14 protein-coding genes and 1 pseudogene are annotated in these 13287 nt (G+C 27.0%); 9 read left to right on the plus strand and 6 right to left on the minus strand.

The window, feature by feature from the left end; translation table 11 throughout:
* Entirely contained in the window at positions 1-243 is a 243-nt protein-coding gene (locus F811_RS0109455; RefSeq protein ID WP_020005003.1) for a hypothetical protein, read from the plus strand.
* 192 nt (positions 244-435) lie between these two features.
* Positions 436-858, plus strand: a complete 423-nt coding sequence (locus tag F811_RS0109460; RefSeq protein ID WP_020005004.1) for a rhodanese-like domain-containing protein — start codon at positions 436-438, stop codon at positions 856-858.
* A gap of 101 nt (positions 859-959) precedes the next feature.
* Here F811_RS0109460 and F811_RS0109465 read toward each other — a convergent pair whose 3' ends face one another.
* Complete coding sequence (locus tag F811_RS0109465) at positions 960-2480, minus strand: bifunctional metallophosphatase/5'-nucleotidase (protein WP_020005005.1); 1521 nt, start codon at positions 2478-2480, stop codon at positions 960-962.
* 163 nt (positions 2481-2643) lie between these two features.
* Between F811_RS0109465 and F811_RS16055 the strand changes: the two are divergent.
* A pseudogene (locus tag F811_RS16055) lies at positions 2644-4038 on the plus strand (MATE family efflux transporter).
* Positions 4039-4381: 343 nt separating this feature from the next.
* On the opposite strand, the gene F811_RS0109475 reads toward F811_RS16055, so the two are convergent.
* The 4 genes from F811_RS0109475 to F811_RS0109490 are packed head-to-tail and all read right to left on the minus strand — an operon-like array spanning position 4382 to position 6630.
* A complete protein-coding gene (locus F811_RS0109475) occupies positions 4382-5068 on the minus strand; it encodes an ATP-binding cassette domain-containing protein (protein ID WP_020005008.1) in 687 nt (228 codons plus the stop codon).
* Entirely contained in the window at positions 5058-5786 is a 729-nt protein-coding gene (locus F811_RS0109480; protein WP_020005009.1) for an ABC transporter permease, read from the minus strand. Before F811_RS0109480 ends, F811_RS0109475 begins: the two co-directional genes overlap by 11 nt.
* Positions 5787-5793: 7 nt before the next feature.
* Positions 5794-6204, minus strand: coding sequence for an META domain-containing protein (locus F811_RS0109485; RefSeq protein ID WP_020005010.1), 411 nt, complete (start codon positions 6202-6204; stop codon positions 5794-5796).
* Positions 6205-6225: 21 nt separating this feature from the next.
* Entirely contained in the window at positions 6226-6630 is a 405-nt protein-coding gene (locus tag F811_RS0109490) for an META domain-containing protein (RefSeq protein WP_020005011.1), read from the minus strand.
* Positions 6631-6813: 183 nt separating this feature from the next.
* Between F811_RS0109490 and F811_RS0109495 the strand changes: the two genes are divergently transcribed.
* From F811_RS0109495 to F811_RS0109505, 3 genes are all read left to right on the plus strand, one after another.
* A complete protein-coding gene (locus tag F811_RS0109495; RefSeq protein ID WP_020005012.1) occupies positions 6814-7719 on the plus strand; it encodes a metal ABC transporter solute-binding protein, Zn/Mn family in 906 nt (301 codons plus the stop codon).
* Between the two features lie 32 nt (positions 7720-7751).
* Positions 7752-8492 (plus strand): metal ABC transporter ATP-binding protein, encoded by a 741-nt coding sequence (locus F811_RS0109500; RefSeq protein WP_020005013.1) that lies wholly within the window; start codon positions 7752-7754, stop codon positions 8490-8492.
* A gap of 428 nt (positions 8493-8920) precedes the next feature.
* Positions 8921-10009: a variable surface family protein gene (locus F811_RS0109505; protein ID WP_020005014.1), complete on the plus strand. Its 1089-nt coding sequence runs from the start codon at positions 8921-8923 to the stop codon at positions 10007-10009.
* A gap of 423 nt (positions 10010-10432) precedes the next feature.
* On the opposite strand, the gene F811_RS0109510 is transcribed toward F811_RS0109505, so the two are convergent.
* Positions 10433-10774 (minus strand): YkvA family protein, encoded by a 342-nt coding sequence (locus F811_RS0109510; protein ID WP_020005015.1) that lies wholly within the window; start codon positions 10772-10774, stop codon positions 10433-10435.
* A gap of 216 nt (positions 10775-10990) precedes the next feature.
* Between F811_RS0109510 and F811_RS0109515 the strand changes: the two genes are divergently transcribed.
* Genes F811_RS0109515 through F811_RS0109525 form a run of 3 tightly spaced genes read left to right on the plus strand, consistent with a single transcriptional unit; the run spans position 10991 to position 13281 of the window.
* Positions 10991-11755, plus strand: a complete 765-nt coding sequence (locus F811_RS0109515) for a ParA family protein (RefSeq protein WP_020005016.1) — start codon at positions 10991-10993, stop codon at positions 11753-11755.
* A gap of 34 nt (positions 11756-11789) precedes the next feature.
* Positions 11790-12296, plus strand: a complete 507-nt coding sequence (locus tag F811_RS0109520; RefSeq protein WP_020005017.1) for a GNAT family N-acetyltransferase — start codon at positions 11790-11792, stop codon at positions 12294-12296.
* A 37-nt stretch (positions 12297-12333) separates the two neighbouring features.
* Positions 12334-13281, plus strand: a complete 948-nt coding sequence (locus tag F811_RS0109525) for a ParB/RepB/Spo0J family partition protein (protein WP_020005018.1) — start codon at positions 12334-12336, stop codon at positions 13279-13281.
* Positions 13282-13287: the final 6 nt, after the last annotated feature.

Here is a 13287-nt window from a genome sequence, read left to right on the forward strand (position 1 = left end):
ATGACTAAAATATTAAAATTTAATAATGCTATTTTAAATTTAGACAATTTAGACGTTATACAAAAATTTGCAGATAATGCTTATGACTTATATTTTACTACATGCTTAGTACGAGTTCAACTTACTGAAGAAGAATTTCAATATCTAACAGAGTTTTTAAAAAGCGATTTTAAATTCCATGAAATTAATAAAGATATTCATCAGCTTTTTGACAATAATGAAAGTATTCATAATATGATATAAAAATATTAAAAAATACTCAAAAAAATATAAAAGTGACTGTTTATTACAGTCCTTTTTTATATAATAATTCTTTACAATTATAAAAAATCAAATTTTTATTATAAAAAATAAAAAAAAATATGTTTTTTGGGAACTTTTACAAAAAATATTCGTCTAATTAATAAATTAAATATACTTATAGGGAGTACACCTATGAAAAGAAATCTTTTTATTATTTTCACATTATTATTAACAGCAGTTATGAGCAATGCTCAAACAGCAAAAACCGAATCATACGAACTTGACAATATAAAAGTTGTGGGTAAAAACGGATTAGCACTTAATGACTTTATATCATCACTTAATGCTGACCCTAACATAGTATTAGTCGATGCTAGAACACCAGAAGAGATTAAAGAAACAGGAATTATAAAAAATGCTGTAAACATCGACTACAGAGCTAAAGGCTACAGCAAAAAATTATTATCATTAGACAAAAACAAAAAATATATGTTTTACTGCAAAACAGGAGGACGCTCTGGAAAAACTGTTCAGTATATGCTTGATAACGGATTTAAAAACGTTAACTATCTAAAAGATGCAGGATACATAGAACTTTCAGCTGCTTTAAAATAAGTATAATTATTAATCAAATATAGGGGTTGTTATTTACAGCCCCTTTTTTAATTATATATTATACTTAAAAAATAAAATCGTTTCTATATCATTAGAATTTTTTAATTAAATATTATGCGCTCTCTATTATCAATGGCACTCTCTGGAACATTTTTATATTCTTTTAATTTTTTTATTATTAAATCTCTTATGTCAAGCCCTGTATGTATTGTATTTTCTCCATACTGAAATAAAGGCTTACCATTAGAATCTATATATTTTTCGCCTCCATTAAATATATAGTCGGCAACAGCTGCAACATATTTTTCATTATCATTTATAGGATTTCCTTTTATATATGATTCTAAAAGTTTTCCGCTACTGTCAAAATTAATAATGCAGTCTTTTGAAACCTGTAAAAACGCTCCCTCCCCTACTCTTGAAGCTGAAAGCTCTAATATATTTTTTAATTCTCTTCCGCTTAAAGTGGTTAGTATTATAAGATTATCAAAAGGAAAAAACTCATAAATATTTCCTAATGTAACTTTTCCGCTTGGAAGCTCTCCTCTTAAAGAGCCTGAATTAATTAATGCTATATCAATATTTTCCTGCGATGAAGAGACTATATCCGAAACAAAATTACCCAAAGCTGTAGATTTATTTCTTACATCTTCGTCAGTTAAAGCATAAGGTAAAACAGCTATTTCAGTATTAAACTCTTTATCAACTTCTTTTTGCATCTCATCTATTTTTGAAAGAATAGTTTCATCTTCTTTTATAGTTTCATCTAATCTTGTAAGTTTATAATTAGGATAAGCATATTTACCATTTTTAAACATCACATCTATAGTACCAATATACTCTCCGTACTCTCCAGCCTGCACTATAGTGGTATTTCCTATAATAACTGGTTTTTCAATCAATGTATGGGTATGTCCGCCTATTATAATATTAAATACATTAGGCATACTCTCTGCTATTTTTTTGTCAGTGTCAAATCCTGCATGGCTTAATAAAATTGTCATGTCATTTGTTGTATTTATAGGAGTAGTATTTAAAAGATTTTTTAAAGATAATATTTCATCTTCTATATCTATATAATCAAGACCCTGAGTAATATTCATTTTCTCACTTTGAAGCACTCCAACTACAGCAACATTTATACCTTTAATATTAGTTATCATATAAGAAGGCACATAATTTTCACCAGTAGATATAACTTTAACATTGCATGCTATTGTAGGAAAGTTTCTATTACTTATAATATTATTAAGCTGATTTATACCAAAATCAAATTCATGATTGCCAAGTGCAGATACATTAACACCCAAATCATTCATAAGTTCAGCTTCGTCCATTCCCTGATAAACAATAGAAAAAACACTTCCAGTAATAGTATCGCCCGCATGCATAACTATAACATTTTCATTAGTCTTTTTTATATTATCAATAAAAGTTTTTCTTCTTGCAGCTCCGCCGTATCTGTTGGTACTGCCGTCTTCTTTCGACACTGTTGTAAATTCTTTATTCTTTGAATGTGTATCATTCATATGAACTATTGTAAAAACTTTGACAGTATTATCATCAGAACATGAAATAATAAAAAGAATTGAAATTATAAATGTAATAAATATTTTTTTCATTTGTGTATCCAAAAAATTTATAGGTCTAATGATATAATTATTAATTTTTTAAGTCAATAATGCCCAGTATGTAAATATGTACATATAAACAAATAATTTGACTAAAATATAAATAGGTTTATCATATTATAAGTTTATTAAAAATTATTATGCGGAAATAACTATGGAAAGTGAAGCAGTATTAAACAATTCAAATACAGATAAAAAAACTAATGATCTAGCAAATAAGCCAGTAGGAAAATTATTATTTCAATTGGCACTTCCAGCAATAGCAGCACAGATAATAAATGTATTATACAATGTAGTAGACAGAATGTATATAGGTCATATTAAAGATATCGGAGCTACTGCTTTAACTGGTGTGGGAGTAACAATGCCAGTAATTATAGCAGTATCAGCATTTGCATATCTTGTAAGTATGGGAGGCTCTCCTCGTGCTTCTATTATGATGTGAAAAAAACATTATGATAAAGCGGAAGAGATACTTGGAAACTGTACTATGACTTTAATCATAATCTCTATAACTTTAACTATAATACTAATAATATTTGCAAAGCCTATACTTATGCTTTTTGGTGCTAGCGAAAACACTATCATATATGCATTAAGATATTTAAGAATATACTCTATTGGAACAATATTTGTGCAGTTGGCATTGGGACTAAACACTTTTATAACAGCACAGGGTAAAGCAAAAACAAGTATGTTCACAGTATTAATAGGAGCTTTAGTTAATATTATATTAGACCCTATATTTATATTTGTATTTAATATGGACGTAAGAGGTGCCGCACTTGCTACAATCATATCACAGGCAATATCCTGCATATGGATTCTATCATTTATGACATCAAAAAGAACAATCCTAAAATTAAAAATAAAAAATTTCAAAATACAGCCTAATATAATACTTCCTTGTTTGGCTTTAGGATTTTCTCCGTTTATAATGCAGTTTACCGAAAGTATTTTGTCTGTATCTTTTAATACTTCTCTTTTAAAGTACGGAGGAGATTTAGCGGTAGGAGCTATGACAATATTAATCAGTATTATGCAGTTTTCTTTTCTTCCTATAATGGGACTTACTCAGGGAGCTCAGCCTATTATAAGCTATAATTACGGAGCTGGAAATTTGCAAAGAGTAAAAAGTACTTTTAAAATACTTCTTATAAGCTGTTTATCATTTTCTGCTTTAATGTGGACAATATCAGTATTTTTCCCATATTTATTTGTAAGAATATTCACAAGCGATGAAGAGTTAATAAATTACAGTGTATGGGCTTTAAGAATATATATGGCTAGCTCTTTAATATTTGGAGCCCAGACTGCATGTCAGCAGACATTTGTTGCTTTAGGCAATGCTAAAATATCAGCATTCCTTGCTATATTAAGAAAGGTTATACTACTTATACCTCTTATATTCATACTTCCTATATTTTTTGATAATAAAGTTATGGCTGTATTACTAGCAGAACCGATAGCTGATTTTTTAGCAGTATGTACAACTATAACATTATTTAGCTTAAACTTCAAAAAACTGTTAAAATCGGCAGATAAATAAATTATCAATTCATAATAATGATTTATAATTGCACAAACATTATATATACATAAACAAATATAGTTTGTCAAAAAATAAATTTTTAAATTCGCATATTTTGAAGTCTTTTCCAAAACCAGTTTTTTTACGGCTGTACGGAGAGTACTTCAGATTGCTATAAAAGAACACCTTACGAAGCATTCCTTTGGAAAGGTATGTACTATAGATATTATCATACGTTTAATACATATATCTAACATATAAAACTGCAGTAATTGAGTTTTAAAAAGTACCATTAGGTATTGAAAGCAGCCTTAACAAAGTCAGTAAAAAAGAAGATAATACATTTACAAAAATATAGTAATCAACTGCTGATTAAAATCTCTATTAATTCTGACTGTAAAGTGCTATTTAAATCATTGCTTTTTATTTCTCTTTCGTATGTAAGTTTAGTATACCCTTCTTTATTTGAAAGCACATACAAATAATCTCCAAGCATAACAGCTTCAGATACATCATGTGTAACATAGAAAAAAGTTTTATTTGTACTTACCTGTATTTTTTTTATTATATCAATAAGCTCTTTTTTCTTTTTTATATCCTGCCCCTGCAAAGGTTCGTCCATAAGTATAAAATTTGAATCATAAGCTAAAGCCCTTGCAAGTGATAATCTCTGCTTCATTCCTCCGCTTAATTCGCTTGGTTTTGAATATGTATTTTTTGTTAGCCCTGCCATTTCTAAAGAATATTTTATTTTTTCATCTATTTTATTTTTTTTATCTTTTTCTTTTATTTTATCTTTAAGTACATATTCTATATTTTTGTAGCAGTTGAAATAATTAAGAAGTCTAGGTTCCTGATATACAAATGCTTTATCATCTTTGGCAATATTTGAAGAGATTATATTCAAAAGCGAAGTCTTTCCAGAACCTGAAGAGCCTAATATTATATTTATACTATTTAAATGAAAGTCTATATTAAAATTTTTAAATACTATTAAATCTTTATATGACAGATTTATATTTTCTAATTTAAATATTTTATCTGTCATGAGTAATCCTTATAATGATTTCAAAAACAGCATTAAATATTACAGCAATAAGACAGTAAGCAAATAAACTCACAGTATCCAAATATAAATGCGACTCATAAAGTCTGCTTCCTATACCAAAGCTAGGAAGTGCCAATATTTCGGCTGCTAATATGCTTTTCCAAGTAATACCCATAGACTGAGATAAAGCAGTTAATACATAAGGTTTTATAGAAGGTATATAAAGACTAATTATCTGATTTTTTAAAGATACATTGTAAGATAAAGACATTTCTATAAGATTTTTATCAACATTTATAATGCCGTTAGTAATAGCATCATATATTATAGGAAATATAACAAGCATAGAAACAAATATAGGCACTGTATTATTATCAAACCATATTACAGCAACCAATATAAGAGGTATTGTAGGTATAGTACGTATAAAATTTATTATAGGCATAAGTATATATCTTAAAGGTAAAAATATACCTGATAATACCCCGAATAAAAAAGCAGACAAAAATGATAAAATAAATGCCGCAAATACTCTAACTATACTATACATCAAATCTTTATAAAATGATTTTTCTAATACTATATCTCTTAACTTTTTTATTATTGTAAATATATTTGGAAATATTATTTCAGAATTAATTTTAATAGAAACAAAACTCCATAATAAAATAAAGATAATTATACCAAGTAATATATATATAATTTTTTTATTATTCATTTTATTTTTATTTTATTCTTTTAAATACAAGCTTTTCCTCATCTAATGTTATTATGGTAAGCATATTACTTGTAAGTTCTATAGAAGATGCCTTGTTTAATAATTCAATATATTGTCTTTCTGCCTCAATAGCTTCTGATTCTCCTCCCATTTTTGTAACAACCATATCTTTAAATATAATCATGTTACCTCTTCTCATTTCATACTTTCCTAAATAAGTATTAAAACCACTGTATCCGTAAAACTCTTCATTATAAAAAGATATAGTAATTCCTCTTCCTTCAAACATATTAGTAAGCTGAAATGTTTTTCCATTAAGCGTACTTGTAGATACAGATATTGATTTCTTTGATGAAGCACAGGAGCTTATAAAAATTATTATAATAAAACTAAATATTAATACAAAATTTCTTACCATCTTAAAATATCCAAATAATAATTATATTTCTTCAAACACTAAGTTATTGTTTGACAATAATGTATATATTGTTAATTTTTTGCCTTTAATCTCATATGAAGTTGCATTTTTAAGCATATTAAGATATTCAATTTCAGCTGCAATTTCCTCTTTGCTTCCAGTTCTTTTTGTCATAGATATAGATAATACATTAAATATATCACCGTCAAGCATATATGATGATGAATAATCATTAACAGCAGAAAATCCAAAAATAGTATCTGGAGTAAACTCTATAGTAATATTCATTTCTGGATATATACTTACCAATTTAAATTTTCTGCCGTTAAGACTATCCGTATTAATTTCTGTATTGGCAACAGATTTTGTTGTTGAACAAGATAATATAATTAATAATATAGCTAAAATCTGTACAATATATTTCATAATTATCCTATTTTTTTATTTATAGTACCGTTATTATTGTCGGTAAAAAGTTTTTATATTTGAATATGTATTTTTATATATTATCCAAATGTTAGTGCAGTAAAACATATTGAAATTTGACAATTATAGTATTATAATATTAAAATTATATTTATCAATTATTTATTAAAGGATTTTTAACATATGAATAAAATTATAACAACTATTTTTATATTAATATCAATTATCAGCTGTAATAATAATGCAAAAAAAGATAATAACAGCCAATCATCTGAAAATTATCTTGTAATAAATAAGCCAAAATCAAACTCTGAAAAACTTCAGGTTTATGCAAGTATATACCCTATATATGACTTTGCCAAAAAAATAGGCGGAGAAAAAGCAGATGTTTATAATATGACTTCATCTGGTTCAGAACCGCATGACTTTGAAATAACTTCAAAAGATATGGCTAATTTAAACAAAGCAGACATTTTTATATATAACGGCGGCGGAATGGAACATTGGGCTGATACTGTAAAAGAAAGTATAAATGATTTGAATTATTTAGAAAGTTCATATGGCATAGAAAAAGAAGAATTAGACCCTCATTTTTGGCTTTCTCCTATAAAAGCAAAAAAACAAATGGAAAATATTAAAAATGCTCTCTCAGAAATAGATAAAAATAATGCTGAATATTATAATTCTAATTACAATATATATGCTGAACGTTTAGATGAACTTGATAAAACTTTCAGAGATAATTTATCTAATGTAAAAAATACTAATCTTATAGTAACACACCCTGCTTTCGGACATTTCTGTAAAGAATATTCTTTAAATCAGGTGGCTATTGCAAGAGATGAAGCTGACCCTAAAGCTATGTCAGAAACAATAAGTTTTATGAAAGATAATAATATAAAAGCCATATTTTATGAAGAGTTTTCAAGTTCAAAATTGGTAGATTCTATAGCTAAAGAAACTGACGCTCTTACATACACTCTAAATCCAATAGAATCTTTAAGCGAAGAAGATATAAAAAATGGTGATGATTATTTTTCTGTAATGGAAAAAAACCTTATATCGTTGACTAATGGTCTTAATCAATAAGATATTAATATAATAATATAAAGAATAGCATTATGAATAAAGTTATAGAGTTTAAAAATGTACATTTTGGATACACTTCAGACGACATATTAAGATGTATAAGTTTTGATATAAATAAAGGTGATTTCGTATCTATAATAGGCTCTAATGGAGTTGGAAAAAGCACTATATTAAAACTTATACTAGGAGAACTTCATCAATATAAAGGAAGTATAAAACTATACGGAGAAGATATAAATAATTTTAAAGATTGGAAAAAAATTGGCTATTTGGAACAAAATGCCTATTCTAAAATAATGCATTTTCCAGCTACAGTTTATGAAATTGTTATGTCTAATAATTTTGCTGATATAGGATTATTTAAATTTCCTAATAAAAAACATCATGACAAAGTTATAGAAGCCTTAAAACTTTTAGGTATGGAAAATTATAAAGACAGAATGATATACAAACTTTCAGGAGGTCAGGTGCAGAGAGTATTTTTAGCTAGAACCTTAATATCAAAACCCGATTTACTTGTACTAGATGAACCTACTAATGGAGTTGACAGAGAAACCACAGAATTAATATACAATATACTTTATAATTTAAATAAAAATGAAAATGTATCTATAATAATGGTTACTCATGATGTGGAAAGAATATCAAAAATATCTAATAGAATATTTTGTTTTGAAGACGGAACTTTAATAGAGCTTGAAAAAAATCAAATAGATATAGAGCTTTCACATAAGCATAAACACCCGAATGCAGATAATGCCTGCTCATGCTAATTTTGATTACATATTTACGATATATTATACTTGTTTCAAAAGTACTTGACAAACAATTTTGCAAGTTGTTTATTTTATGCTAAATTAAATAATATTAATAATTGTTTAAATAAATATTTTATATGTTGTATAAATCATATTGTTTAAGTTACAAAATGCAGTTCTTTTGGTTCTCGCCGAAGGCGGGCTGTGCCTTATACCACGCCGCGGGCGGACAGGCGTCATAAAAGAACTGGGCACGTACGTGTGGTGCAAAGCCCCAACTATAATTAAAAAATGTTAAATTAAAAATTTATAAATATTAACAAATTTAGTTTTGAAACAAGTATAAAATATTAATTAAAAAAAATATATTTCAATGTAAAATAAATTTGATTTTTCTGTATATAATGTATATAATTTCCTAAATTTTTTAGGAGACTTCAATTATGAAAAAAGTTTTATTTACTGTGATTGCTGTGCTGTCTATAAGTAATGCATTAGTTTTTGGTATGTACGGCAATAATAATGATTGGATTGATTTTCTTACAGATGGAAACCAATTCAGAGCTAGAATGGATCAATTAGGTTTTACATTGGGAAATGATACTATTAAAGGTACATTCGGTTTCAGAGCCAATACTGGTTATTTAGGCTCAATATTAACTTCTTCAGATAATAATTTTAATTTGGATGCTACTATATCTGCTGGTATAGGATATAATTCAGAGTTAATAGGAATAGGTATCGGGTATAATTATACTATGCCAGTAATAGATGAAAACCTAAATTCATATAAAAATTTTGGTATACATACTCCTGTTTTGGCTGTTAATGCATTAAATAACAATTTAAGAATAGTAGTTCCAGTGCAAATTGCCATAACAGATTCCCTATACAATGCTAATAATTATAAATATACAGGCATAAGTCTTGACCCACAAATAAGATATTATAGTGATTCAGATATTTTTAAACAATTCAGATTAATATTAAAATACGGAATTAATCAAACTAAAGATACTTCTTCTACATACACAGCTTCATCATTCGGTTTTGATTTTAGACTATACTTTGGAGCAGTAGTTGGAAACGTTTCTCTTACTCCATTTATTAAAGTTACTTATGATACTTCTTTAGGTGCTAAAGGAAAAACTTTAGGAAGTTATGAAGTATATTCAGACAGTGTAATAATACCTATGAATACTGGTGCTGATTTGCTTGAAAGAGAAACTTACCAATTATCAATACTTCCTACTTTAGGATTAGAAGCAAGCAGTGATATAGTTTCTTTATATATGGAACCTGGTTTAGGATATTCCATTATTGATGATGGATTAAAAGGTTCAGGCATTACTCATGCACTAGCTTGGTCAGCATATACAGAACTTTATATTACACCAGTTGAAGATTTAGAATGGTATTTTGAAATGGATGTTAATGGAGATTATGCTCCAGATGGAAATTCAATACCTGTATATTTTGAAACTACTACTGGTATCACTTGGTACTTACCTTCTTTTGGTAATGAACAATAAGTAATTTAATATAATTTTATTATATAGAGGGCTTATTTAAATATAAGCCCTTTTTTATGGCTGGATTTCATTTAAAACTAAATCAATAAATATTTAATAATTTTATCTTTTTAGTATTCTATAATTATTATTTGTAGATTTAGGCAATACCCTAATTATTAAAATTAAACATTATATAATAATAATCATATACGAATACAAAATAGCAGCATATATGAAAACTATTAAAGACAGAAAATTATTATTAAAACTCCTGCCTTTTTATTTTTTTAATTAAAAAGAATTATTTAAAAAACTTACCTATATCATACAGATAACCAATATTATGTATTTTTCTCTAGCATTATCAGTATCAATTTCTAATTCACATTTAATATTTTAAGCATTATATGCACATCATTAGAATTTAATTATGCTAATTTTTTAATTTGCGGCTACTTTAAATACTAAAACTACCAAAAGAACAACTATTAAAATTCCTATAACTCCTACTATTAAAAGCCCCCATTTTATGAACTTAATTATTTTTCTTATGGAACTATTAGCTTCTACAACACCATTCTGTATGCCGTTAAGCCCTCCCACTAAAAGAAATAATGCATCCTCAAACCAGCCTAATACTGGTATTACATCAGGCACCAAATCTACTGGAGAAACTGTATATATTACAGCCAATATCAAAGGTATCCAAGGCAGTATTCCAGACTGTGCTGGTTTGTTCTCATTGTTAGTATTGTTTTCATTATTATAATCATAATCACTCATAAAAAACTCCTATTTTAAGTTATAATTAAATATACTTAAATTAAACAAAAATAAAATTAATATATCATTAAATTAGTATATATAATAATATTAATTTGTCAATACTTTATGCGTATTTTATATATTTTTAAGTATAAAATTAGATAATAAAAAACTTGATAAAATACCTGATTTTGATATAATAGTATAATTTCATGATAGTTTAAGGATATATTTATGTCTAAAGTTATAGCCATAGTCAATCAAAAAGGCGGAGTTGGAAAAACAACTACAGCAGTTAATCTAAGTGCAAGCATAGCAAAAATGGGTCATAAAACTCTTCTTATAGATATAGACCCTCAGGCAAATGCTTGTTTGGGTATCGGCATCACAAGAGATAAGATGAAAAAAAGCGTATACGACCTACTAATAGGAGAAGCTAGTACAAAAGAAGTAATAATGCCTACATATCAGGAGAATCTGTTTTTAATACCAGCCGACTCAGATTTGGTAGGTGCTCAGATAGAACTTGTTAATGAAATAGCCAGAGAATACAAATTAAAAAAAGCTATAGAAACTATAAAAAATGACTATGAATATATTATTATAGACTGCCCGCCTACTTTGGGTATACTAACACTTAATGCTCTAACTGCTGCAGATTCTGTTCTTATACCTATACAATGTGAGTTTTATGCTTTAGACGGAGTAGCTGAACTTAATAATACTATAGCACTTGTAAAAGAAAATCTTAATAAAGAATTAAAAATAGAGGGGGTACTTCTTACTATGTATGATGCCAGAACAAAATTATCTTCTGATGTAGTAAAAGAGGTTGTAAATTTCTTTAAAGAAAAGACATATAAAACTATGATACCTAGAAATGTGCGTTTAAGCGAAGCTCCTTCATACGGTAAGGCTATAAGTGATTATGATAAAGACTGCGTTGGAGCTAGAAGCTACAGAGAATTTGCTAAAGAGTTTATTGAAAAATCTAAATAATTATCATTTTTTAAAATATGAGGATATTACTAGTATGAATAATATTATTTTACAAGATGTAAAAAAAGAAGATATTTCTGTATTTAAAAATAAATTACAGGAATCATTTATGTTTGGTGCTCAAAAGTATTTTGAAGAAAATATTACAGATAAAATTCCAGAAGAAAAAGATATTGACGAGTCTTTAAATACAAATGACACGTATTCTTATCACTTAATACTTAATAATGAAAAAGTAGGAGGAACAATAGTAGAAATAAATGATAAAACAAATCATAATGAACTTCATTTCTTCTTTATATATCCAGAATATCAAAATAAAAAAATAGGATATTTATCTTGGAAAGCTATAGAAAATAAATATCCTCAAACAAAAATTTGGACATGTTATACTCCGTATTTTGAAAAGCGTAATATAAACTTTTATGTGAATAAATGCGGTTTTCATATAGTTGCTTTTTATAATCAATATAATAAACTTGAAGGAATAGAGAGCGGTCCTGAAGAGTTTTTTAAATTTGAAAAAGTTATCAATAAATAATATAATATGTTAATTAAATAAAGATTAAGAGGGTTTTATGAGCAGAAAAGGTGGACTTGGTGGTCAAGGTATGAATGCATTAATAAAATCTGCTGACAGTGAAATTAGAAAAGCAGCTTTAGATGCAGAAAAAAGAGGAGTATTAGAAGTAGATATTTCACTTATAGATGTAAATCCAGACCAGCCTAGAAAAATTTTTAATGAAGAAGAAATACAGGGACTTGCAGAATCTATAAGAGAAAACGGACTTATAAACCCTATAACTTTAAGAGAAAAAGACGGTCAGTATCAAATTATATCAGGCGAGAGAAGATTCAGAGCATTTAAATTTTTAAATAGAGATAAAGTACCTGCATTAGTGCTTGAAAATATAGATGATTCAAAAATGCTTGAACTTACGCTTGTAGAAAATATACAAAGAGCCGATTTGAACCCTATAGAAATAGCAAGAAGCTACAAAAAATTAATATATGATTTAAATATCAAACAGGAAGAATTGGCTAACCGTGTTGGAAAAAGCAGAAGTACCATATCAAATTCAATGCGTATATTAGATTTAAGTGAAAATATACAAAACTTAATATTAGAATCCAAAATTACAGAAGGTCATGCTAGAGCTATATTATCATTAACAGATGAAAATGAAAGAGAAACATTCGCAAAAGAAATAATAGAAAACGGATATTCAGTAAGAGAATGTGAGAAAATAGTAAAAGAGAGAAAAAATGATAATAACTCGCAGGAGAATACTGAAAATAATCAAAAAGACAATAAAAAAGAAATAAAAAAAGACCCTAATATAAGACAATTAGAAAATGATTTGGAAAAAATATTTTCTACAAAAGTTAATGTTATAGATAAAAACGGTAAAGAAGGAAAAATAGTTATAGAATATTACAGCAGCGATGATTTATCAAGAATTATGGATATGCTTGAAAAAATACATGAAAGAGAAAACAGTACAATACATACTCTTGAATATTAGGAGACA

The sequence above is a fragment of the Brachyspira innocens ATCC 29796 genome (assembly GCF_000384655.1).
Classification (GTDB): domain Bacteria; phylum Spirochaetota; class Brachyspiria; order Brachyspirales; family Brachyspiraceae; genus Brachyspira; species Brachyspira innocens.